Source organism: Mangrovivirga cuniculi (genome assembly GCF_005166025.1).
Classification (GTDB): Bacteria; Bacteroidota; Bacteroidia; order Cytophagales; family Cyclobacteriaceae; genus Mangrovivirga; species Mangrovivirga cuniculi.
The window spans coordinates 4,533,510-4,557,726 of record NZ_CP028923.1 but is presented as its reverse complement, the minus strand read 5'-3'; the positions used below and the strand labels follow the sequence as shown (position 1 = coordinate 4,557,726).

Annotated in this window: 27 protein-coding genes and 1 pseudogene; 21 read left to right on the top strand and 7 right to left on the bottom strand. The window is 33.4% G+C overall.

Annotation, left to right across the window (positions count from 1 at the left end; genetic code table 11):
* The first annotated feature begins 58 nt into the window (after positions 1-58).
* The 15 genes from DCC35_RS20070 (at position 59) to DCC35_RS20000 (ending at position 11,549) form a co-directional block, all read left to right on the top strand.
* The gene (locus DCC35_RS20070) at positions 59-451 is read left to right on the top strand and encodes a DUF302 domain-containing protein (RefSeq protein ID WP_137092495.1); all 393 of its coding nucleotides are present in this window, start codon (positions 59-61) and stop codon (positions 449-451) included.
* A 59-nt stretch (positions 452-510) separates the two neighbouring features.
* On the top strand, positions 511-1,758 hold the full coding sequence (locus DCC35_RS20065; protein ID WP_137092494.1) for an APC family permease: 1,248 nt from the start codon (positions 511-513) through the stop codon (positions 1,756-1,758).
* 131 nt (positions 1,759-1,889) lie between these two features.
* On the top strand, positions 1,890-2,570 hold the full coding sequence (locus DCC35_RS20060; RefSeq protein WP_137092493.1) for a hypothetical protein: 681 nt from the start codon (positions 1,890-1,892) through the stop codon (positions 2,568-2,570).
* Complete coding sequence (locus tag DCC35_RS20055) at positions 2,563-3,741, top strand: serine hydrolase domain-containing protein (RefSeq protein ID WP_137092492.1); 1,179 nt, start codon at positions 2,563-2,565, stop codon at positions 3,739-3,741. The genes DCC35_RS20060 and DCC35_RS20055 overlap by 8 nt, the downstream gene beginning before the upstream one ends.
* A gap of 5 nt (positions 3,742-3,746) precedes the next feature.
* Positions 3,747-4,298: a metal-dependent hydrolase gene (locus DCC35_RS20050; RefSeq protein WP_137092491.1), complete on the top strand. Its 552-nt coding sequence runs from the start codon at positions 3,747-3,749 to the stop codon at positions 4,296-4,298.
* Between the two features lie 7 nt (positions 4,299-4,305).
* Positions 4,306-5,157, top strand: a complete 852-nt coding sequence (locus DCC35_RS20045; RefSeq protein WP_175402884.1) for a DUF4846 domain-containing protein — start codon at positions 4,306-4,308, stop codon at positions 5,155-5,157.
* Between the two features lie 84 nt (positions 5,158-5,241).
* On the top strand, positions 5,242-6,177 hold the full coding sequence (locus DCC35_RS20040) for a polysaccharide deacetylase family protein (RefSeq protein WP_137092489.1): 936 nt from the start codon (positions 5,242-5,244) through the stop codon (positions 6,175-6,177).
* Between the two features lies 1 nt (position 6,178).
* Complete coding sequence (locus DCC35_RS20035) at positions 6,179-6,712, top strand: dihydrofolate reductase family protein (RefSeq protein WP_137092488.1); 534 nt, start codon at positions 6,179-6,181, stop codon at positions 6,710-6,712.
* Positions 6,713-7,009: 297 nt separating this feature from the next.
* The gene (locus DCC35_RS20030; RefSeq protein WP_137092487.1) at positions 7,010-7,459 is read left to right on the top strand and encodes a GNAT family N-acetyltransferase; all 450 of its coding nucleotides are present in this window, start codon (positions 7,010-7,012) and stop codon (positions 7,457-7,459) included.
* A gap of 247 nt (positions 7,460-7,706) precedes the next feature.
* Entirely contained in the window at positions 7,707-8,417 is a 711-nt protein-coding gene (locus DCC35_RS20025; protein WP_137092486.1) for a flavodoxin family protein, read from the top strand.
* Positions 8,418-8,488: 71 nt separating this feature from the next.
* The gene (locus DCC35_RS20020; protein ID WP_137092485.1) at positions 8,489-8,875 is read left to right on the top strand and encodes a hypothetical protein; all 387 of its coding nucleotides are present in this window, start codon (positions 8,489-8,491) and stop codon (positions 8,873-8,875) included.
* Positions 8,876-8,886: 11 nt separating this feature from the next.
* The gene (locus DCC35_RS20015) at positions 8,887-9,441 is read left to right on the top strand and encodes a hypothetical protein (RefSeq protein WP_137092484.1); all 555 of its coding nucleotides are present in this window, start codon (positions 8,887-8,889) and stop codon (positions 9,439-9,441) included.
* Positions 9,438-9,650: a LytTR family DNA-binding domain-containing protein gene (locus DCC35_RS20010; protein ID WP_246070099.1), complete on the top strand. Its 213-nt coding sequence runs from the start codon at positions 9,438-9,440 to the stop codon at positions 9,648-9,650. The genes DCC35_RS20015 and DCC35_RS20010 overlap by 4 nt, the downstream gene beginning before the upstream one ends.
* Positions 9,651-9,742: 92 nt before the next feature.
* Positions 9,743-10,897 carry a serine hydrolase domain-containing protein gene (locus DCC35_RS20005; RefSeq protein WP_137092482.1) on the top strand — a complete coding sequence of 385 codons (1,155 nt, stop codon included), beginning with the start codon at positions 9,743-9,745 and terminating at the stop codon, positions 10,895-10,897.
* Positions 10,887-11,549 (top strand): hypothetical protein, encoded by a 663-nt coding sequence (locus DCC35_RS20000; RefSeq protein WP_137092481.1) that lies wholly within the window; start codon positions 10,887-10,889, stop codon positions 11,547-11,549. Before DCC35_RS20005 ends, DCC35_RS20000 begins: the two co-directional genes overlap by 11 nt.
* 78 nt (positions 11,550-11,627) lie before the next feature.
* Here DCC35_RS20000 and DCC35_RS19995 read toward each other — a convergent pair whose 3' ends face one another.
* The 5 genes and pseudogenes from DCC35_RS19995 to DCC35_RS19980 form a co-directional block, all read right to left on the bottom strand.
* On the bottom strand, positions 11,628-12,353 hold the full coding sequence (locus DCC35_RS19995; protein WP_137092480.1) for a DUF3858 domain-containing protein: 726 nt from the start codon (positions 12,351-12,353) through the stop codon (positions 11,628-11,630).
* A 108-nt stretch (positions 12,354-12,461) separates the two neighbouring features.
* Positions 12,462-12,611: pseudogene (locus tag DCC35_RS22200) on the bottom strand (hypothetical protein); the annotation flags it as partial.
* Positions 12,612-12,778: 167 nt separating this feature from the next.
* Complete coding sequence (locus DCC35_RS19990) at positions 12,779-13,618, bottom strand: DUF3857 domain-containing protein (RefSeq protein ID WP_137092479.1); 840 nt, start codon at positions 13,616-13,618, stop codon at positions 12,779-12,781.
* Positions 13,615-15,450: a DUF3857 domain-containing protein gene (locus tag DCC35_RS19985; protein WP_137092478.1), complete on the bottom strand. Its 1,836-nt coding sequence runs from the start codon at positions 15,448-15,450 to the stop codon at positions 13,615-13,617. The genes DCC35_RS19990 and DCC35_RS19985 overlap by 4 nt, the downstream gene beginning before the upstream one ends.
* A gap of 133 nt (positions 15,451-15,583) precedes the next feature.
* A complete protein-coding gene (locus DCC35_RS19980; protein WP_137092477.1) occupies positions 15,584-16,924 on the bottom strand; it encodes an ATP-binding protein in 1,341 nt (446 codons plus the stop codon).
* A gap of 124 nt (positions 16,925-17,048) precedes the next feature.
* On the opposite strand from DCC35_RS19980, the gene DCC35_RS19975 reads away from it, so the two are divergent.
* The 3 genes from DCC35_RS19975 to DCC35_RS19965 all read left to right on the top strand — a co-directional run bounded on the left by DCC35_RS19975 (position 17,049) and on the right by DCC35_RS19965 (position 19,432).
* On the top strand, positions 17,049-17,585 hold the full coding sequence (locus DCC35_RS19975) for a YcxB family protein (protein WP_137092476.1): 537 nt from the start codon (positions 17,049-17,051) through the stop codon (positions 17,583-17,585).
* 79 nt (positions 17,586-17,664) lie between these two features.
* Positions 17,665-18,132: a MaoC family dehydratase gene (locus DCC35_RS19970; protein WP_137092475.1), complete on the top strand. Its 468-nt coding sequence runs from the start codon at positions 17,665-17,667 to the stop codon at positions 18,130-18,132.
* A 70-nt stretch (positions 18,133-18,202) separates the two neighbouring features.
* Positions 18,203-19,432 carry a WD40/YVTN/BNR-like repeat-containing protein gene (locus tag DCC35_RS19965; protein WP_137092474.1) on the top strand — a complete coding sequence of 410 codons (1,230 nt, stop codon included), beginning with the start codon at positions 18,203-18,205 and terminating at the stop codon, positions 19,430-19,432.
* 74 nt (positions 19,433-19,506) lie between these two features.
* Here the strand turns inward: DCC35_RS19965 and DCC35_RS19960 are convergent, their stop codons facing one another.
* The gene (locus tag DCC35_RS19960; protein ID WP_137092473.1) at positions 19,507-19,710 is read right to left on the bottom strand and encodes a hypothetical protein; all 204 of its coding nucleotides are present in this window, start codon (positions 19,708-19,710) and stop codon (positions 19,507-19,509) included.
* Positions 19,711-20,096: 386 nt separating this feature from the next.
* On the opposite strand from DCC35_RS19960, the gene DCC35_RS19955 reads away from it, so the two are divergent.
* From DCC35_RS19955 to DCC35_RS19945, 3 genes are all read left to right on the top strand, one after another.
* Positions 20,097-21,473, top strand: a complete 1,377-nt coding sequence (locus DCC35_RS19955; RefSeq protein WP_246070098.1) for an ammonium transporter — start codon at positions 20,097-20,099, stop codon at positions 21,471-21,473.
* 117 nt (positions 21,474-21,590) lie between these two features.
* Entirely contained in the window at positions 21,591-22,640 is a 1,050-nt protein-coding gene (locus tag DCC35_RS19950) for an outer membrane beta-barrel protein (RefSeq protein WP_137092472.1), read from the top strand.
* Between the two features lie 111 nt (positions 22,641-22,751).
* Entirely contained in the window at positions 22,752-23,225 is a 474-nt protein-coding gene (locus tag DCC35_RS19945) for a hypothetical protein (RefSeq protein WP_137092471.1), read from the top strand.
* A gap of 3 nt (positions 23,226-23,228) precedes the next feature.
* Here DCC35_RS19945 and DCC35_RS19940 read toward each other — a convergent pair whose 3' ends face one another.
* Positions 23,229-24,107 (bottom strand): PPK2 family polyphosphate kinase, encoded by an 879-nt coding sequence (locus DCC35_RS19940; RefSeq protein ID WP_137092470.1) that lies wholly within the window; start codon positions 24,105-24,107, stop codon positions 23,229-23,231.
* Between the last annotated feature and the right edge of the window lie 110 nt (positions 24,108-24,217).

The window sequence follows — 24,217 nt, the reverse complement described above, 5'->3', positions numbered from 1 at the left end:
GTCTACCTGAATGAAAAAAGGTATATTGATTAATAGTAAACAAAATCAACAAAGCGTCATGAAATATTATTATAACACAACTTTAGAAAATAAGGATTTTGACGAGGTTATAGACCTTGTTACAGCACATTTAAAAGAGGAAGGCTTTGGTGTGCTTACTGAAATTGATGTCAAATCAACATTGAAAAAGAAATTAGATGTCGACTTTAAAAAGTATAGAATTTTAGGTGCTTGCAATCCTGAATTCGCTCATAAAGCCTTGCAAGCTGAAGATAAAATTGGAGTTTTACTACCATGTAATGTTATCGTTGAAGAAAATGATAATGGGTCAATAGAAGTTTCAGCGGTAGATCCGGTTACTTCAATGGGAGCTGTTGAAAATGATAAGCTAAATAATATAGCCGGAGAGGTGAGATCCAGGCTTCAAAAAGTTATTAAAGAATTAAATTAGTTGAATAGCTGATTTTGCCTTTGAGAAGATGATAATTCTTGTTACTTTATTATCTACTCATGGGCACCTCAGAAAATAAAACCAATAACGATAATACCGGCCTCAAAAGAAGCTTGACACTGTCTCAGCTTGTATTTTATGGGGTCGGTACTATTTTAGGGCTTGGGATCTATGTTCTTCTGGGAAAAGTAGCAGGAAAAGCTGGAATGATGGCTCCAATATCATTTCTTGTTGCTGCGATTCTGGCAACATTTACAGGGATATCATATGGTGAATTATCTGCCAGAATTCCAAAAAGTGCAGGAGAGGTTAATTATGTTGATCGTGCTTTTAATATAAAAATAGTTTCTTCCATTGTCGGTTGGCTTATAGTTTTATCAGCTATCGTATCTACAGCTACGGTAGTAAATGGATATACCGGGTATGTTCATGTTTTTATTGAGCAATTACCCGACTGGATTATAATTACTACAATTGTTCTCATTCTTGGAGGAATAGCGATCTGGGGCATTACTGAATCTGCTTTAACTATTACCATTATCACGATTATCGAAATCTGTGGTATTTTGATCGTCATATTTATTTCCGGTGATAATTTGACATCATTTCCTGAAAGGTGGCCGGAAATAGTGCCGGGTTTTAATCTTACTGACTGGAAGGCTGTGATGCTGGGTGCATTCCTTGCCTTTTTTACTTTTATCGGTTTCCAGGATATGGTTAATGTTGCTGAGGAATCAAAGAATCCAGAAAAAGATATGCCCAGGGCAATTTTGATTTCATTGAGTATACTGGTTTTACTTTATATGCTGGTAGCAACCATAGCTGCTTTAGGATTAAGCCCTGAAGAATTAGGTGAAAGTGAAGCACCTCTTGCTGATATTCTGGCTAAGGAAGGTAGTGGCTATCCAAAAATTATTTCCGGGATTAGTTTAATAGCCATAATCAATGGTGTCCTGGTTCAAATCGTAATGATAGCCAGGGTCTTATATGGAATGTCGGAAAAGAATATGGCTCCGAAACTTTTCGGGAAAGTGAATCAGAAAACCCATACCCCGATATGGTCTACCGTCATATCGACTATGGTTATTTTAGTACTTGCTCTTTTATTTAATTTAGAGTCTTTAGCTAAAGCGACAAATTACATTTTGATCGTTGTTTTTATTATGATCAACCTGGCCCTTTGGAAAATCAAAACAAAAGACAAACACCCAGAGGGAATTAAAACGTACCCTATAATTATTCCCATTCTCGGAGCAGTCTTGAGTTTTGCTGTCCTTGTATTTCAGTTTATTCAGGATTTGTCTTAAAAGATTCGATCCATTAAAATTTGAATCAGACCATTCGAAATATTAATTTATTTCTTATCCTGTTATTGATTGATTACTAATACTCAAAGAGGTAATATTATATATATTACTTTTATTTAAATGCCCCACAAATGATAAAAGCAGGATTTGTTCTTCTTACTATTCTAATGGTTATCAGTCCCATAATTTTATTCTTAAAATCTAAGAAAGATAAATTTAAACTGATCAAAAGGTATATCGTCATAATAATATTATGGTTAACATATGTGTTGACCTTAAGTTTATCAGGGTTATTACAAAATTTTGATTTACCTCCCCGGGTTCCTTTATTGATTATTTTACCTTCGATTATTCTATCAATAATACTGACCGGTCAATCAATTTTTAAACGAAATCTAAATCAGTTTTCTTCATATTTCCCTGTTAATGTGCAGGCATTTCGAATAGGTGTTGAATTATTAATCCTAGAAGCAATTTTGTATGGTTATTTTCCGGAAGGAGTAAGCTTTGATGGATCGAACTATGATATATTGATAGGGTTAACTGCTCCAGTTATAGGTGTTTTATATATGAGAAACAGTATTAGTCAAAAGTGGGTGTTAGGTTGGAATATTGCTGCACTTATCGTACTTACCTTTACAGGATATGCTTTTGTATCAACTTATTATATACATTCTGATTTCCCACCTGATGTTAGCAGATTATTACTAACTGAATTGCCATTTATTTTGCTTCCGGGAGTACTTTTGCCATTTGCAATATTTTATCACATAGTTTCTATCAGGCAAACCCTTACAAAAAGTAATGATTAATAGATTTGTATCAGCTATTGTTTTATTACTAGTATTTCAACTTGAATTACTCAGTCAGTCCAATACAAAACTGGATAGATATTTTGAAAAGCAAATTGAAAAGATTGGAATAGTTGGGTTACAAGCTGCTTTTTTATCAGAAGGAGAACTAAAGTGGAATAATAGCTATGGCAATAAAAGAGTCGATAAGAAGTCTTATGTGAATGATTCAACCTTATTTATGATTGCTTCTTCTACCAAACCGATAACAGCTATCGGCATAATGAAGCTATGCGAGGATGGTAAATTAAATTTGGATACAGATATTAATGATTATTTGCCTTTCAAAATTCAAAACCCTCATCATCCAAATGCGAAATTAACTACGAGGATGTTACTGAGCCATACTTCTTCAATTATAGATAACTGGGAGGTTATTAGTCCTCTTTATACTTTGGAAAAGGGTGGGGATTCTCCAATTGAACTTCATGATTTTGTGAAGGATTACTTTAACTCCGGGAGAAAATATTATGATTCATTGGCAAATTTTTCATCTAAACCTCCCTTAACAGAAAGAAACTATAGTAATATGGGATATGTGCTCTGTGGATATCTTATCGAAGTAATTACTGAAATGGATTTTGAAGATTTTATGTATCAGAAGGTGTTTGAACCTTTAAATATGCAAAATACATATTGGTTTTTAAGCGACATTCCACATGATAATATAGCCTATCCTCATCAGCCTTCGGACGATAAAAATGAAGGTTTTGAAATATTAAATCATTATGGGTATGCGGATTATCCCGATGGCCAGATAAGAACTACAGTTTCTGATTATGCAAAGATTATCGAACTTATGTTGAATGAAGGTATGGTTAGCGATTTCCGTTTTTTGGAGCCAGAAACTGTGAAAGAAATGTTGAGAATTCAGTATCCGAATGTAGATAAATATCAAGCTATTGCATGGAACAGTAACGAGTTTGATCATTGGTTGTATTATTTATTAATGAGGAGACTTCCATCTCATACAGGTGGAGACCCAGGCGTAGCAACGGTGGTTTCATTTGACCCGGAAGAGAATGTAGGGGCGATTGTTTTTGTGAATTCACCACCATCTTCGTTTTTAGAAGCAAAAGCTTTTTACCTAGACATGATTAAAAAACTTTTAAAAGAGGCGACTAAATACTAAAGTTTATGGCATCATTATTCGGTCATGCATTTGCAGCATCATCATTAGGGATGGTTTTTCCGGCAGAAATAAAAACATATAAAGTTATTCTACTAGGTATTATATGTTCCGTACTACCTGATATAGATGTTCTGGCTTTTAATTTTGGTATTCCATATGAAAATATATGGGGACACAGAGGAATAACCCATTCATTATTTTTTTCATTGTTAACAGGGATATTGCTGGTAGTTCTTTTCTACAAAAAATACTTAGCTAGTAAAACCGGCTATATACTTTGTTTTTATTTTTTTATTTGTTCGGCCTCTCACATAATATTGGATGCAATGACAACAGGAGGATTGGGAGTCGCTGTATTTGCACCTTTTGATAACCAGAGATATTTTTTGCCATTCAGGCCTATCAAAGTATCTCCAATCGGGATTGAAAATTTTTTTACGGAAAGAGGTCTGAATGTTATTAAAAGTGAACTCATATGGATCGGTATTCCTGGTTTTATCGTTATAACTATATCGCTTATCAAAACTTTATTTAAAAAATCAAATGCCAAAACTTAAATTTCAAATGTGGAAAATCATTTTTCTCATAATTTTTTTACCATTAAATTCTTGTGGTCAAAACCCTAAAAATCAGATAAAGAATGTAGAACAATCTATTCCGGACGAACCTATAATTATTAAAAATCAAGGGCTAACAATTATTGAAAGATTTAATCCTCCAAAAGGATTTAAAAGAGTCAATGTTGGTGTAAATGAATTTGGAACATTCCTCAGAACGTTACCTTTAAAACCATCAGGGTCAGTCGTTAAATACTATAATGGTAATATTAAATCTTCCAATAATGTATATTGTGCAGTTGTTGATCTTCCGATCGGTAATCGTGATTTGCATCAATGCGCAGATGCAATTATTAGATTAAGAGCTGATTTTCTGCGAAAAACTGATCAGATAAATAATATTCATTTTGAATTCACAAATGGTTTTATTGCTGATTATTCCAAATGGATTAAAGGAAATAGAATACAAGTTAGAGGTAAAAATGTCAGATGGGTGCCTGGAGGAACACCAGGGGATTCTGATGAAAAGTTCTGGGAATATTTGGAAATAGTATTTAGCTATGCAGGTACCTTGTCCTTATCAAGAGAGCTTGAAGAGGTAAAGATAACTGATATGAAAATTGGTGATATTCTCATACAGGGAGGTTCTCCCGGACATGCCGTGATATTAGTAGATATGGTTGAAAATATTGAAACAGGTCAAAAGCTAGTAATGCTTGCTCAAAGTTATATGCCAGCACAGGAAATTCAGATCCTTTTAAATCCTTTAAAAACTAATAATCCCTGGTATGAAGTAAAGGAGGGCGTGATATTAACTCCGGAATGGAAGTTTAATAGTAAAGATCTAAAAAGGTTTTAAAATAATTTAATTGTGCCATCTTTTATTAAAGAGCACGTAGAAGAAGAGTAAACCAATAATTTTAAGAAGAATTTTATGTCTAATATGAAAAAAATAAATAATGGGATATTGATAGTTATGCTATCAATTTTTAATCTGGTTTTGAGTGCTCAATCTGAAAAAAGTGTGGTTATAACCATAGATGATGTTCCACAAACCAATAGTTCAAGATCAAACTTGTTGTCTGTATTAGATAGTCTTCAGATACCGGTATCAATTTTTATTAATGAAAATAGGGTATACTCAGGGGGGAAAGTAGATAGTGTCAAGCTTCTATTACTGGAAGACTGGCTAAGTAAAGAATATGTTTCTCCGGGTAATCACAGTTTTAATCATCCCCGCTATTCAGCGATAGGAGTTGATTCATTTTCAGCAGAAGTTATAAAAGGAGAATTATTGACCAGGAATTTATCGTTAAAATATGATAAAGATTTAAATGAATTCAGGTTTCCATTTAATGATTTAGGAAAAGATTCATTGCAACAGATAAGAATCAGGAATTTCTTAGAAGACAATGGATATAATATTACCCCTTTTACCGTAGAGAGTAGTGACTGGATGTTCAATTATTTGTATGCAACCTATCTTTCGCAAGGAGATCTCGAAAATGCTCAGAGAATTGGAGATCGTTATGTAAATTATACTATAAGAATGTTTGAATTCTTTGAGGAGTTGGTTGATGAAGAATATAACCGGGATATACCTCATATATATTTATGTCACGATAATAGAATCAATTCAGACTATTTAGCAGCTATTATAACTCGGTTAAGTTCATTGAATTATGATTTTATTTCTTTAGAAGAAGTCTTAAGAGACAGTGTTTACGATCAGAAGGAATATTATCATCTGAAATACGGTATATCCTGGATTTATCGCTGGATGGAAGATAATAAATTAAGGAAAGAATATATGCGGAAAGAGCCGGATTTAATGGATATCTACAAGGAATATGAAAATATGCGTACTAAAATAAAATAACATGAGAAAAGTTGTTTCCTATATAGCTATAAGTCTTAACGGTAAGATTGCGGATTCTAATAGTTCAGTTGGCTGGCTGGAAAAAATACCTAATCCCAAGAGATTGGATTATGGATATTCCGAATTTTATGATAAGGTTGAGATTACTATCCAGGGGAATACTACTTATGATCAGGTACTGGGGTTTGATACTGAATTTCCATATAAAGGCAAGGATAATTATGTTTTTACCAGAAGAAAAGACCTCAAGAAGGATGAAAATGTTAATTATATAAACGAAGATCCAATCGATTTTGTAAAGGGCCTTAAAAAGGATCCAGGAGGGATTATCTGGGTAATCGGAGGAGGGCAAACTAATGCCTTATTGCTCTCAGGAGGTGTGATTGACGAACTAAAAGTATTTATGATGCCAATAATCATCGATGATGGGATTGAAATATTTAGTCAAAATCAGACAATTAGTTCTCTGGAATTACTCGATTCAAAAACATATTCAAATGGAGTAGTTGAACTTCATTACCGAGTTAAGAATTAGATATTAGATAATTACATAAATCACCTATACACCTCAGTAAGAAGTTAAACCTGTGTTTTTTTAAATGCTAAATGGCTAATTAATTTTTAATGGAAAATGTCTAGATTATTATTTTTCATTTTATAATTAATAATAGTGAAAGAAATTATTTTTACTGACGGAGATGATGATTTATCGCTTTTTTTAAATTTTGTAAAACCCATAATTTAATATTATACTTTTAATAATTAAAGGACCTTGTTTAAATAATTAAATGTTAAATATTTTGATTATTTTGATCTTGTAAAGAAGACTTTAATGATAAGAAGGTACGACCCGTCATCAGATTACAAAGAAGTAATTCAAATTTTCAAATTAAATACTCCGGTACATTTTGACCCGGAAGAACTTCCCGATTTTGAAAATTATCTTAATACTGATGATAAAAAATTTTTTGTTGTTGAAGAATCAGGAGTTATTAAGGGATGTGGCGGTTACCATATTATGAACAATGATGATGTAGCGCGATTAAGCTGGGATATAATCCATCCCGATTATCATGGTAAAGGTAAAGGAAGTGAATTAGTAAATTATATTCTTAGTCTGATATCAGAAGATGAAGATGTTTCTTCTATAGAGGTTTGGACCTCTCAGTTAGCAAATACTTTTTATTACCAATTTGGATTCAGATCTATCGAAATGGTTAAAGATTACTGGGCGGTGGGATTTGATCTTTATCGTATGCAATTGGAATTAAAAAAAGTGTAGTAAATAAGAATTCACTACACTTGTTAAACCTAAACCTTTATTCTAAACCTAATAATCTTATAGCAATTTAGATGCCAATCTATATACAGCATTTTAATTTATTTTAATTTTTATGCTAAACAGCAATTAAGCAGCTTATTAATAGATTAATTTTCGAAATATTAACTGTGAGCTTACTTGTTGTTTTCTTGTTTATTTGTTCGAAAATAGTGTAATTATATGCGAAACCGAACAATCTATAACTCCTATGGACTCTCCAAAATACAGTAATCTCAAAGCTATTTTTATTAATTGTACTCTAAAAAAATCTCCTAGATTAAGCAATACAGAAAAGCTAATGGAGGTATCAATGGGGATCATGGAAAGAGAGGGTGTTAATGTTGAATATGTTCGATTAGTCGATCTTAATATCGCTCCTGGTGTTTTACCGGATATGACGGAAGAGGGATGGGAAAAAGATGAATGGCCGGAACTGTATAAAAAAATCGCCGACGCGGATATTCTCGTAGTAGGCACCCCCATTTGGTTAGGGGAAATGTCATCAGAAGCTAGAAAGCTACTAGAGCGAATTTATGCAATGAGTGGGAAGAAAAATGACAAAGGACAGTATGTGTTTTATGGGAAAGCAGGTGGTTGCATAATAACTGGTAATGAAGATGGGGTAAAACATTGTTCTATGGGAATTTTATATAGCTTACAGCATGTTGGATATACAATCCCTCCCCAGGCTGATGCAGGCTGGATAGGAGAAGTTGGGCCGGGGCCGAGTTATGCGGATAAAGATTCAGGTGGGCCTGAAAGTGAATTCACCAATCGCAATGCAACATTCATGACCTATAATTTATTAAATATCGCCTCTTTATTTAAATCCAATAATGGAATTAATAATTATGGTAATTCTGTAGATTTGTGGGAAGAGGGAGAACGATGGAAGTTTGAGCCTCCAAAGATTAACTGAAATTTTTTATGATCACATTTAGAATAATAATAATTCTCACCTGTATTTATGCTTTATACAATTTTTTCAGGGTGAACGATATATTATCTAAAGTAATCCTGGGCCTTCAGGTGTTGTTTGTAGGATTGCTGAGTTTCGAAGATGAAACTATTAAAACTGTCAGCTTCATTCTATTTAATATTTCACTCTTACTGATATTAGTTTATGCTTTCACGAGGGAGCATTTTAATCCCTGGAAAAAGTGGATAATGGTTTCTCTGGCAGGCATATTATTACTAGGTAATTTCTTTAAATATTTGCAATTTCCATATGTAGAACTTGTCAGTAAACTAGCAGTACTTCCGATTGTAGGCGTTGCGTATCTCTCTTATAAATATCCAACAAGGATGAAAAATGAGTTTGGGTTTCTTGTTATTACTGCCGCTTTTGCCCTGATAAATATTTTGAGGATATCTTAATTTCCTAAAAAATGAAATTTCGCCTTACCTCATATAGAAAGCAGCTGTGGGTAAGTGTTTCTACAGGAGCATTTTTATTTGTAGTATTATATCTGTATCGTTCTTTTGGAATTCAAACAAATGAATCATTTTCAGGGCATAGCCTATTTGTCAGATCTGTTAGTTTTGGTCTCCTTACGTCTCTTGTTTTTCTGATAAATGAATTGTTAATAGCCCCCTTTTTTTCTATTGATAATTTTAAAAAAAGTATCGTCTGGAATGTTTGGGAAATATTTTCCGCAGGTACTCTATCCTTTTTATTGTTTAACTATTTCTGGGACTGGACTGAGTTATATCTAAGGGGTTATTTTTTAATGATATTTGAGTTTTTCATAGTTATGGTTATTCCTGTAGGAGTTGTCAATTTATTGCTAAACAAAAAAATTCATAATAATGGCCATCATTCATTGATTAATTTAAAAGCTGAAAATGGAAAGTCGCAGTTAACAATAACATCAGATAAACTTTTTTTATTAAATCTGAAGATAATTATGTTAATGTATTCTTTGAATCAAATGGCAAATTGAAAACAAAACTGATCAGGAACTCCCTTAAGAATATTGAAAAGGAATTTGAAGAACACCTTGTGCGTAGTCAGAGAAGTTACCTGGTGAATATTCAATCAATTCAATATATCGATACATCCGGGCAAAAGACTGTGTTAGCATATCCTCATGACCTGCAGGTTCCCGTATCTCCAAAGTATAAAGAAAATTTCGTTCAGCTCGATAAATAATTTCACCACTAATAAATTGATTTCATCCCAAACTACGTCAAAACCATTGCATAATGTGTTTAAAGGTTGTTTTATTGTAGAAAAACTTATTGATGAAAGCATATATATTTTTCTTTTTAACAGCAATATTCTTTACTGATTGTGAGAGAAATCAGCGCGAAAATAATAGGCTTCTGAATCTACAAGATCAATTGGATAGTTTGATACTATTAAAGAATAAGCAAGGTCTATTTGACGGGACAGTAGTAATTGGGGGTAAGAAGGTAGAACGATTTGAGAGAGCTATCGGTACTGCGGACAGAAGTTGGGGGATAACCATGAAACAAAATTTTGTTTTCGATATAGCCTCCTTAAACAAAAGCTTTATAGCTAGTTTAATTATGGTTGCAGAAGAGGAAGGTAAACTTAATACTTCTGATAAGCTGGTGGATCATTTGGAAAGCTTTGATTACAAAGGCAAATTTTCCGATGAAATTACAATTCATCAATTGCTCACTCATACCTCAGGACTACCTAATTATGATGGGGTTAGTGAGGAATTGAGAAAGGATAACTTTCTAAAGTTGAAGCGTAGTAATTTTAGTAATAACGAATACGTTGATTTTATTAGTCAACTGGATAGTGTTGCCAGTCCGGGGAAAAAATTTCATTACAGTAATTTTGCTTATCATTTGTTGCCTATTATCCTCGAGAATATTTATCAAAAGTCATTTAATCAATTATTACAGGAAAAAATTTGCACCCCACTTGAATTAGAAAGAACTCTTTCCGTCACGAACAATAAAATAATAATAGAAGACCTGGTTGGGGCTTATGAGTTTAATGCTGATGCCGGTGAATATCAAAAGAATGATTTTATTGATCTAACATTGGGTAGGAGAATATTTAGTAGCGCTGAAGATTTATATTTGTGGGGACAGTCTTTGAACGAAAATACATTCTTATCAGAACCATCTTTAAAAAAGATTAAAACAAATCATTTGTCAGGTATTAATAATGATATATCCTATGGATATGGCTGGGCAATTTTTGATGGAAATGGTGAATATAAGTTTGGTGATCTATCAGTTGATAACAAGTATATTATTCATGGAGGCAATACCGGAGGGTACCAGTCAATTTTGGTAAATGTGAATGAAGGAGAGTTAATCATTTCAATATTGTCAAATATCGGTGATAAGTCTAACCTGTTAGAGCTGGCTTCAACTATTGTGAAAATTTATAACCTAAATAATCATGAAATTTAAATTAACATTTTTACTAATCGTTTTTTCTGCGGCTATTCTTAGCGCTCAAAATTCAGAATTGATAGGACTCTGGGAAGTTAATAAAGTATCAGTAGGCGATCGGGATATGACTCCAATAGCTAAATGGTCCAGGATCAACGGTGACGGAACCTATCAGACAGGTAATGGTTGGTTGCAAAATGGTGCAGGTTTGTGGTCATTTAATAAAGAAGTAAGTCAATTATCATTTAAAGACTATTACAATCCGATAGACCCATTTGGGCCTTTTGCTGTGGAAATAAAGGATGATGAAATGGTATGGAGTAGAATGGAAGAAGATATGAAAGTGAAAGTTTACCTGACAAGAATAAAAGATCTACCCAGGAGTCATGCCGACGCATTAATTGGTAGGTGGAAAGCGACAGGTGAAAATGAAGAATCAGAAAATATGTTCTTAAGATGGGATAGAGTTTATGTCAAGCGAAGCGACAACGGAAATAAAACAGGTTACTGGATCCCACATGCCCATAGGGCAGAAGTTGGATTTGTTAGTCACGATCAATCTGAGCCACATAAATATTATGAAATTAAAATAAACAATGATGAACTGACATTGACGGGGGTAAGTGATGAAGTTAAGGGTGATGTGTTAACTTATATCAGGATAAAATAAGTGCAATAAAAAAGAGTAAGGTTAATCAACCTTACTCTTTTATTAGAAATAAATTTTATATCTGCTGGTTATATCTGTCTAAATTTCTGAATCGGTATCTGTTGCAAGAATTATTTCTTTATTGAATTTTTCTACCATTAACTTAAATGATTTTTTGAGTTCCGGGTATTCTTCCGGGGAATAAACATTTTTCTTTAAATTAAAATTCGCTATAATATTTAAAATGTTTGCCCTTTGATCGTATTTAATATCTATATCTGCCATTTCGTTTTCATTATTAAATGATTCAGGAAGGTGTTTGACTTTATATCCTTCGGGAACTTTTATTTTAGAGATAAATTGTTGTTTAAAAGGGAAAATAAAATCAACGGGATATGATCTTGTTTTTTCTTTAAAAGGATTTTCTGAAAGTGGAAAATTCAAAAATGGTTTTATTATCAGGTCACCATTTATACTTGAAACTTCCGTTTCTCCAATTATAGTAATTCTATAAGGCAGGTCCGGATTATCATAACCTTTTGTTTTTACCGTGTTTATTTCTGAAATGCCATTGTTTTCTGCATATTCCTTTATTTTGTCTTCATTATTATCGACGGATTTTTTTGATTGAGAGGCGACATAGAAAGAGCTAACGTTAACAAATTGAATGTCCAGTTTTTTATTTTCATTTGGCTCAATTATGAAAACATGCCTATCTAAAGAGGGTATATTGTTATATAAAGTTAACCATCTGGGCTTATCGTCATTGATAATTAATCCAACCCCGTTAATGCAATTCGTGGGTATAAGATCATACCTTAACATTGGATCAATACCATCGATAAGTATACCAGGATCTTCAATAAAAATTACTACATGGTTAAAATAGTGTATAAAAGGGTAGTCCCTTTTTACTTTACCGTGGTTTCGAGTGGAGATAATTACTGGTTTAGCATTTAATCCGGCTTCATTTAAAATAGAAGCTAAAAGAAGGTTAATCTCAGCTGAATTACCGGTCCTGTTTGCTATTACTTCTCTGGGTTTGTCAGAAGTATATATTGAATAAGATTTATTCCAGTGAATAAATCTTTTAAAGTAATCGACAATAGTCTTAATCTTTTCCCGATCTGATTTACCATTTAAATCCAGCCCTGATAATATATCATCACTTTCTCTTTTTGACTTTTTAATATATTTGCCAAAATGGTTATGATCGCTAAGGTCTTCACTTAAAGCCGGCCAGGTAGTAATTATTTCTTCAGTTCTACCATATGGATCATAAAATTTCGATAGCTGGAAATCAATTTTTTTATATAATCTGAAGGTGAACTAATGTATTTGTCTGGATTAAAAGCAGGAACATTCTTTAAACCAAATTTGAATATTACATCTTTAAATTTCGAGCCTGATCCTGTGGTTACTCCATAATGCTCGACTACATTACCAAACGTCCTTTCTACATCGTCAACTTTCTTTTCTTTTACATCAAATTTGGATATTTGTTGTGTGTCAAAAATATATTCGTAAAAGGGGATCATTGCAACAGTGTATTCACTGTACCTGGTTGGGAAAAAACTTTGGAACGTCCAATCTGGTAAGTTAAAATGAAACGGGGATTCTAAAACGTATTTTATCTCATATACAGTTCCGGCTTTTACATTGGGAATTGCAAAAGTTTTTGACCTCCATCTTTCATTTATTTTTTCATCAAAAATGGATTTTTTATCCAATGAAGTGATTATTATATTTCCATTTTCAAGATTATAGCTCTTGACTTCTATTTTTCTTACCCGTTCGGTCTTATCATAACCATCCACATAATAATTGATCGAAAACTCAGCGTTCTCAGCTCCTGCTTTGGTATAAACTTTTACTCTTTTTGTCCTGGTAAATTGGATGTTATACCCATCATCAGTATCGATAAATTTTGAACTTCCAATATCAAATAAGATGACAGCATCCGATTCAGGAAATAAAGAATCCTTTTTCTGCTTTAGAATATTTAAAGAGACTTTTCTATTGGGTTTGTCTTGTGAAATACCAATTGTTAAAGTGAAAACAGTTAAAAAAATAATTGATAAATACTTCATTGTAATTTTATTATAGATTGGTTCTGTATTTCCTGTATTTTATCTGTGAACTCATAGAAGGCCTGATAACTTTTCTTATCGTATTCGCCTGAGTAAATTTTAAGTGATTTTTGGACAATTAATTTATCTCCTTCTATTCTGAAATTTTGCTTGTATTCTCCGAATTTTGAGGATAAAACCTTGTCATTAGGTAATTGAATTTTACTATAATCAATATTGGTTATTTTGTATATATATTGATCAATATTATAGATTGGGATATCAAACTTTAATCCCGTTTTTCTTTCTGATGGTATATTTAATTTTTTAAATCTGTAATGAGGAACATCCAATATAATATAAGGACCAATCTTTCTTGAGGCTTTTTTTATAGATAGATCAGCTGATAGAATCAGGCTATGATTATCTTCATTATTTTTTTTAATGTTCCAGTTATTAACCACATAGTTTTTCAAACGAATAAAATCATCTATGTATTCCTCTGTTAGGTTTTTATCAGATACCGAATTTAAATCTGCTAATTCTTCGTATTCAATTCCTTTGGCTATTTTGTTAAAAGTGGCCTTTCCTTCACCGTTTTCATTTAATTGAAAATCATAAGTGGAGATTACTTTAATGTCCTCATTAGATAGTTTGGGTATTCGCACGAATTTACTTTGGTCTTGATTAATTAAAAACCCGTAGCGATTTTGTGTAAAAGATCCGATATAGCCGAATGGTAAGATATTGGTGGTGTTTTCCAACCATAAAGTATCTGATTGAACAGGTACGGCAAGAATCACATGATTAAACTGAAGGCTTGGGAAATCTCTGTTTATCCGTTGAATTTCTTCACCTGCATTGACAAGAGTATAATATGAATCAATCCCTGCCTCTTCCAGTAGTGACTTCATATATATCGTTAATGCTTTACAATCACCATACTTATTTTTGGATACATATGAGGCAGGATAAGGGTCGAGTCCCCCCTTATCAATAGATATATTTATATACCTGGTGTTATTTTGTAGATAATTATACAGTTTGGATATGATCTCTCTTTGGCTACTACTTTTTTGACAGATTTCCTGTACTATTTGTTTGTCGGTTTCAGGAAGATCATTTCTGTCTTTTATTACGTTATATTGCCAATTGCCAATTGATTTCCATGATTCATAACTACCGGGCTTGATGTAGTCGAAATTTTCGGGCAATACAATAATTTCTGGGGCAAGGTTGGTTGGAGATTCTCCGTATGCTTCTTTTTCAAGTAGTTTAAAGTTATTAACCTGCCATAAATAGGTTATTTCATCTTTATCTGAGGACCTTTTTACTGGTATATTATGATCATTTAATATTCTTACTTTTTCTTCAGCAGGTAATGTGATTTTTAATGTAGCATTGGAAGTAGGTAGTTTGTAGTATAGGTAAGGATCCCATGATGCGTAATCAAGTGCAGATTCCTCTGTAATTGAATATTTATAGTAAATAAAATAAGGATAAGTGTTATGTTTTATATCGAAGCTTGTGACCATATAATCCATAAAAAATGTATTGCTGAATTTTGCCGATCTCTCCGAGAAATCCTTCTTTTTTAGTTTTCTGATTTTTTCACCATATCCATCTAAGAGGTAAACTTCATGAATTTTTAATTCATTTTGATCGGAATGAAATATTTCTACCTCAGAGTATTTCTCTGACTCTTTTCGGTCATTGATTTTTATTTTGATTTCATAGGTAGTTTCTACCTTATTGTTTTTGATTTCTACCGAAGTGTGGTAATCAGTGACTTGACCGTAGGAAAAGTAAGTACGGCAGATTAATATAATCAGCCAATAATAAAAATTACGCAAAGCTCTTTAACCTAAATAGTTGAAAAAAATTTTGCGAAAGATAACGATTTTATAGAAAAAAATAAATTCTATTTTTTAATAATCAAAGTTCCTAGCCTGAAAGGATTTCCTGAAATCATAAAAGAACTTCATTTTAACCCGCAATCTTTCCATTTTTTCGATATTCACGAATAATAGCATGCTCAATGTCATCGAGCCATATTTCATTGTTATCTCGTGAATATGCTTTAAGTGTACAATACCGTATGATATTTGTAATGGCTCCTCCTGCCAATTCATATTGTTTGGCTATTTCCCTGAAGTTTATCTTTTCATCGATTTTAAAATCTTTCGGAAATGCTTTCCTCCACAGTTGGTAACGCAATTCAGCATCAGGCATTGGGAAGAAGATAGTACTTTGAAATCTCCTTGAAAAAGCCGCATCCATATTATTTTTCAGGTTTGAGGCTAATATTATTAATCCCGGGAAATCTTCTATTCGCTGTAGCAAATACGATACTTCCTGGTTAGCATACCTGTCGTTTGCACTAGAGGTTTGCGTTCGTTTCCCAAATAACGAATCGGCCTCATCGAAAAATAGAGCCCATCGCTTGTTTTCAGCCATATCAAATAGTTGCTTCAGGTTTTTTTCAGTTTCTCCAACCCATTTTGATACGACAAGGCTTAGATCTACGCGGTAGACCGGGATGTCAAATTCATTTCCAATTAAAGAGGCAGTTAATGTTTTTCCGGTGCCGGGCGGACCATAAAATAAAGTTCGATATCCGGGTTTTAACCGGCGTTTTAAATCCGGATGGTCGAGCAATTTTTTGCCATGACTCATCCACATTCTAAGTTCTTCGAGTGATTCAAGTGTATCAAAAGGTAAAACTAAATCTTCCCATTCCATTTGAGTGGTAATCCTCCTGGCAGGGAAAGACGAGCTGTACTCGGGAACAAATGTTGTACCTTTAGTCAGTGCGAGTAGTTCGTCACTAGGACATAATTGTCCCGATAGCCTGGGAGTGCCTTCTTCTCCGGGTAATAGTCTGATTAACCCATGACGAAATAAAGAGCTACCAGATGAAAGAAATGAATGAATAAAATCTCTGTTTATCGGATCCCTCCCTCCAAGTAAAAAAAGTATGGTTTCTCCGGTGGGAAAGCAACTTTTATGATCACCCCTGCTGACTCCACCCAGAAGTGAAAAAGAATATTCATCGGCACTTTGAAGAATTCTAATTCCTTTAAATGCATCCGGGTAATAGTATGGAAGAAGTGTTAAGGTAACAATGAATTGCTCATATTCATTCAGACCAAATTCGGTGGCAAGTTTCGTATTTGCGTTTGGAAAGGTGTTTTGAATACATTCACTCTCAATGCCTTTGAAGGACCAGATTTTGTTATAATTGACATTTCTGTCCTCTGATGAAAAAAATGAATCAAAAACACCTCCGACAATTTTATATACCCGGAAAATTTGATCTAAATCCATTAAAGATTAGTTCTGGTTTAAAAAATGGTTGAAGCTTCAAATTAAATTAATTGTAGCCATATTTTTGAGTTAATAATTAAAAAGTGCATTTTTTGAGCATTAATTATATTAATATAGTTTGTTTATGGTGACTTTTTTTCTTCAGGAAGGTGATTATTTAAGGTTTTTTTTATATCAGGCAACAGAATCTAAAAAAGTTCAAAATCGAAAAATTCGAAACCTGATATTGGTTTTTGTAACTATTGTTTTCCTTTCTGTTGTACTTTATCTAAACCGGCAGTCAACTCTTGTTAAATTTATTTTGGCTGTATGTGTTTTCATTTTAATTTTTTACCCCTTCTATTTTAAATGGAGATATAAAAGCTTTTATAAAACTTATATAAAGCAGAATTTTCAAGATAAAATTGGAATAAAAACTTCAATCTGGCTCCAAGAACATAATTTAATTATTGAATCAAACGAGATAAAGCAAGTCTTTTCTTTAGATGAGATTAAGGAGATAGTTGAGATCAAGGAGAATTATTTTTTATACATTGAATCCGGAGATTATATAATATTACCTCGCAGTGAAAAAAATGTTATTGAAGATTTAATTAAAGGGATAATCGCCGAAATAAAGTCTGAAATTGTATTTAGTGATAGGAAATCCTGGCAATGGTAAGTGCCGATTCTTTCTGTTGTTATTTTATCAATATAAAAGAAAAAAGTATCTTTCCGATCAGATTAAAAATTTAATAAGAATGGCAAAAGTTATAATTGAAAGTTTTAAGGAATTTGAAGAGTACGTAGGGAAAGAGATTGGAGTATCAGAATATATAAAAGTGACACAGGATCAGATCAATAAATTTGCAGATGCAACATTAGATCACCAATGGATTCATTTAGATGAAGAAAGAGCTAAAACTGAAAGTCCTTTTCAAAGCACTGTTGCTCATGGATTTCTTACGCTATCTCTAGTTCCGCATCTATGGCATCAGATAGCTGATATCAGAAATATCAAAATGCTTGTTAATTATGGTATTGAGAAATTTAGGTTTGGAGCCCCGGTCTTATCAGATGATGAAGTAAGATTGAGAGTTAAACTTAAAGCCATTACCGATCTCAGGGGTATTTCCAAAACCGAAATGGATATTAAAATGGAAATAAAGGATAACCCAAAGCCAGCTTTTTCAGGAACTTTGGTGTTTTTGTATCATTTTAATAATTAAATGTGTTTAAATAATATTCGGAGATTTATTATATTAGCAGCTGATTTTTATAACCAAAACCAACTAGTTAATGAAAAATTTCCCCATATTAGCTTTATTGCTTCTGGTGCTTGCCTGCGGTGAGGATGAAGAGGTTAAAATTCAGAAAGATTTAAGTTTTTACACCTTAAATGAAATTCCTGTTTCAGGAGATCAGGTTAGTCTCAAAGGAGAAAACCTCGATTTAATTGATAGCGCTTTATTTAACGGAGTTAAATTGCAAGTTGCTTCCAGTTCTGCTACTCAATACACATTTAATTTACCTGAATCATCCGGGTCGGGTCAACTTGAAGTATTTTATCAGGAGTTTGACGTTTCAAAAACAGAAAAGTTTTTAATTAAAGTTCTAGATGATCAGGTTTCAGTAGTAGATATAGATATTTCAACTCCTTCAAAAATTGAATTTTTTTCTGAAAATTTTGGGTTGATACATGCAAATGGAGCAATATTTAAGACCACTGATGGTGGTGCCACCTGGAACATGATTCTTGAGAAAATGGGAATCAACACATACGATCTTTTTCCTGTTTTTGACGAAAACTTCATTATGGTTCCAATTTATACTTCTCCAAAATTGATTGTAAGTGAAAATGGAGGAGATACATGGAAAGAGTTCGATCCATTTTCTGATGATTACAGAGTTGAATCATATTTACCTCTAACTTCTGATTCCATAATTGCGATTACTTCAAACTCCGATTTATCTACAGGAAACATTTTTGTATCCTCAAACTCAGGGAAAGATTTTGTCGAAGTAGCTGAGTTTGATTATGACTTAGCCAGAAAATTTCAACCTTTATCAGTATTTAATGACCTGGTGTCCTTTATTGATCCAGAGTCATCTAAAATGATTATTTCAAAAGATTTTGGTAAATCGTGGGAATTAAAATCTTTACCTATAAGGTTATATCCATTGGCTCCTGCGATAGATTTTGTCAATTCGGATCTAGTATTTGCATATAAAGCACCTTTGATTGATACTTCAGGTCCTGGATTAGTAAAATCTGAAGATGGAGGTGAAAATTGGTCTTCAGTATTAAACTATGAAAGTATTATAGATTGGAATATTGTCGGATGTAAGGCTGTAGATGAAAATAAAATTGTATTTGTCGACAATGAAGGTGGCTATTACATCACCGAAGATGGCGGGGAGACCTGGAAACTATACTATCTGGATAGCTCGGTTTCTTCATTTATATGTTTTGGTGGAAATACAGCTTATTACTGGCAAGGTGGCAGGATCATTAAAAAGACATTTTGATTACTTTATGATTTATATTCCTACTTTTTAAAGTATGGTGATCTTTAGAATTTAAATTAAGTAGATATAAAAAATTATGCAGCTGCTGATATCCCGATATCAGCAGTTTTTTTATTTAGTTTTCTCCTTTTGTATGTCATGGTTAATAAGCCAACTCCTGTTTTATTCACTTTAATAATTACCCTATAGATAATATATATACAATAATTTTGTTTTTTCAGGTTTATTATTAGACCTCTAATTGCATTAATTGCGTTTTTGATAATAAATCTGGCCACAATTTTTGCGTTTAAACTGGGTTTTTACAATTGTTATTTAAATAATATTAAATAAATCATATTTTTTGTAAAAAAAATTATATTTAGTTGCTTAAATACCATCTGCTTAGTTAATAATTTCTTTAACAAATATTTAATCATTCCATTATTTTATTGATATTATTTCATAATAAAGGATATAATATACCTTAATTTGAAGTATCTCTAAAAATTTATTGATAATTTTTTAATTCAGAATCATTCTCTACATTTGTTTAAAATCAAAATTGATTATTTGGTTCGAACCTATCAAAGGCAAATAATCTTTCATAAATTCCTTTATTTACCGCGGTTGGAATTTTGAAAGTTGACCTACAACAAATCATTTACCACTAATTAATTAAGCAATGGAGAAATTGAGTTCAAAAGAGGCGTTACTTCAGGAAGGAGTATCTCAAGATACTGTAGAGGTAATGTCTGATAGTTTAGTCGCCTCTGTAACAGAGACAGTTGCAACAGCTGGAACTGAAACTGCTACTGTGCTGGCTACAGCCCAGGATCTAAGTGATGTATTGTTAACAACAAATAATCTATGGATGATCGTAGCTACTGCACTTGTGTTTTTAATGCATTTAGGATTTGCAGGTGTTGAGGCCGGCTTTACACAATCTAAAAACACTGTAAATATTTTATTTAAAAATACGCTGACTCCGGTCATAGGTATTTTAACCTTCGCTTTAATGGGTTTTAATCTGATGTACCCTGGATTTGAAACTCCTGGATGGTTTGGCTTTTCCGGGTTTTGGATCGAAAGTCCTGCCGGGGGATCATCGGTAGATTATGCTGGAGGAGGATATACCTACTGGACGGACTTTTTGTTCCAGGCCATGTTTGCTGCTACTGCTGCAACCATCGTTTCCGGTGCCGTGGCTGAAAGAATTAAATTAAGTTCCTATTTAATTTTTACAATTCTATTTGTTGGAGTTGTTTATCCAATAATTGGTTCATGGAAATGGGGTGGAGGAGCACTTGATGCTCTTGGATTTTATGATTTTGCCGGATCTACTCTTGTTCATTCAGTTGGCGGATGGGGCGCTCTTGCAGGTATATTGGTTTTAGGTCCACGGTTAGGTAAGTATATGAATGGAAAAGTAAATGACTTCCCGGGATCTTCTGTTCCTCTGGCTACAATGGGAGTATTCTTACTTTGGTTTGGCTGGTTTGGTTTCAATGGAGGCTCTGTGCTTTCTGCAGATCCAGGATTAGTTTCTTATGTACTGGTAACTACCAGTCTCGGAGCTTGTGCGGGAGCGTTAGGTTCTTTTATTATGGCTCATTTTGTTTTTAAACGAATGGATTTAGGTATGGTGCTAAACGGAGTACTTGCCGGACTTGTTGCTGTTACTGCCGGGGCTGATGTATTTAGTACTGCTGATGCTGTGATCGCAGGATTTATTGGCGGTTTTCTTGTAGTGTTGTCTGCTGTCTTTTTAGATAAAATGAAGCTTGATGATGCTGTTGGAGCTGTTTCAGTTCACCTAACCGTAGGAATCTGGGGTACTCTTGCTGTAGGGATATTTGGTTCCAATGCAGAAGGAGCAATGCCTTTTCTACCGCAGTTAATTGGTGTGGGCGTTTGTGGAGCAGCAGCTTTTTCTTGTGCTTCACTAATCTTTCTAGCTTTGAAATACACTATCGGGGTTCGGGTGTCAGAAGAACACGAAAAAGAAGGTCTGGATTCTCACGAACACGGTATTAGAGGTTATACCATCATTCTCGAATAATTACAATTTACAGGAATAAAAAGACCCGGCAGAGCTGCCACTCTGCCGGGCATTAAAACACGTTGTTCTGCTGCAACAACAGAAAACTAATGTTCAATTCAAATTACGTCTAAGTCGATGAAAAATGCAACAAAACTAATCTTAACGTTGCTTCTGGTGAATACTGCCATATTTGCCCAGGAAGCAGAAATAGTTGAAGAAATGGAATCTGCCGGATTACAAATTTCCGGATCTGCCGATATATATTATAAATACGATTTTTCAGGGGAATCTAATATCCCAACCAGTTTTGCCGATGCACAAAATACTGTTGCAATAGGTATGTTGGATATAGGTTTATCTCATACCACTGGAAAGGTCGCTTTCGTAGGTGAATTCTCTTTTGGTCCCAGAAGTTTTAAGTCCATTCCAACATTAAGGGATGGGAGTGGAGCAGATCGGTATATAAATATCCAAAATCTTTACATGAGTTATTCACTCACCGATAAATTAACTCTTACGGGTGGTTATATGGGGACATTTGTAGGGTATGAGGTTATCTCACCTGCAGCGAACTTCAATTATAGTACTTCTTATCTGTTTACAAATGGACCTTTTCAAAATGCCGGTTTGAAAGCTGAATATGCTTTTTCAGATCAGGTTAGCTTGATGGTGGGTGTGTTTAATGATTGGAATGTTTATGAAGATGGTAATGGTGTGACAGATTTTGGTGCCCAATTTTACCTTTCTCCTACTGAAGGCTGGGATGTTTATTTAAATTATTTATCAGGATCACCTTCGGGAACTGTGCTTGACCTGACATCAGGCCTTCAAATAACTGACGACTTTTATTTAGGAGTTAATGCTGCAACCTATTCCGCTGATGAGGAAGACGCAGGAGGATATTCCGGGGTAGCTCTTTATCCTCAATACTCATTTACTGATAAAGTTGCGATAGGATATCGAGGAGAATTCTTTTCTGTGAAAGAATACGAAATGGAAGGTATTACTATTCCATCAGAAAGTGTGTTTTCAAGCACTCTGACACTTAATTATTATAGTGGCCCTATGACCTTTATAACTGAAGTGAGGTTAGATAATGCTGAAAATGAGTGGTTTTTAGATGGTGATGCTGATCCTACTCAATCTGCTTCTCAATTACTATTTGCTGCAGTTTATTCGTTTTAAAATTTATTTCAATTGTGTGTGGCCCGTGGTCACATACAATTGATTTATCACAATTATATAGTTATGCTTTATTTATTATTTTCATCCCTTATCATGTTTAACCCTTTTTCAATGGGCGATGGTTTCAAAGAAGTCATTTTGACTGATACGGTTAATGTGAATTCTCATGATGATTTTGATTTTGAAGAAATGTTCAGCGAATATAAAAAGAGCAGGAAGAAAGAATCTGATAATTTTAAACTCCTGGTTGCTAATAAGGAAGACGCTTATGTAAGCTATATTGACGGGTATTTTCTAAAATCTCAAATACTGATAGGTAAAAAAGTTGTTGGAGCAATCCGCTATCATGTTGCTTTACAGATGATCGGTGAAAAGATTGTTCTTACAATTGATAACCCAACTTTTCTTCCTTATGAAAAGAATCGTTTTGGGAACCTGAAGCCAAATTATGGCAGAGAAATGCCACTTTCACAAATATCTGCAAGCAGATTAGATGAGAAAATCATAGATGAAATAACATCTTCATATAAGTCTTTTTCCGCTGATTATCTACAAAAGCTTAAAAACGAACTTATTAGCGGATAGTAGTTATTCATTTTTAAGTTGTCTTTTGTAATCATCTAGTTTAGACTGGATTTCTTCAGGTAATTCAGGTTCCTGAATGTCATTGTATTCTTTTAATTCGTCATAAATAATGTCGGCAACAATTAATCTTGCTGCATCTTTACTATCTGATGGTATGATGTACCATGGAGCATATGAAGTGGAAGTGTTATTTATTGCTTCCTGAAAGCAAAATTGATATTCATCCCAAAGAGCTCTTTCTTTAAGATCTCCGGGGCTAAATTTCCAGTTTTTGTCTTTCTTTTCTATTCGCCTGATCAGTCGGGATTTTTGTTCTTTTTTAGAGAGATGAAGGAAGAATTTGAAGATGATGGTCCCGTTTTGTGAGATGTGTTTTTCGAAATTATTAATCTGCTCAAAGCGCATATTCCAGAAATCTTCATCAATATCTTTTGTTGAATTAATACCTGGGATATTCTCACTTATTATGTACTCAGGATGAATCCGAGTGACGATTACATTTTCGTAATGCGTTCTGTTAAAAACTGAAAATTTACCTCTTGCGGGCAAAGCCAGATAATGACGCCATAAATAATCATGTTTTCTTTCCAGGGTCGATGGCGCTTTAAAGCTATGCACGACAACTCCCCTGGAATTAAAATCTTTAAATACCTCTCTGATTAAACTATCTTTTCCTGCGGTGTCAATTCCCTGGAGGCAAATTAATACGCTGTACTTACCATGGGCATATAGCACATCCTGGAATTCACCCAGTTTTTCTCTCGTTTCTTCAAGGCTTTTTTTTAATTCCTCTTCACTGGCATTCAGGGTATTGAATGTAGAGATTTTAGTTAAATCTATATTATCAGTGATTTTGTAATTCTTGCTTTTTATTTTGTCCATATATTATCGAATGTTTTTTAAGATAATATATTTATTCGAAACCGTTAGTTAAATATTGTTTTGAAAGTAAAAAAATACCCCGACATTTCGCCGGGGTACAACCTAATTGA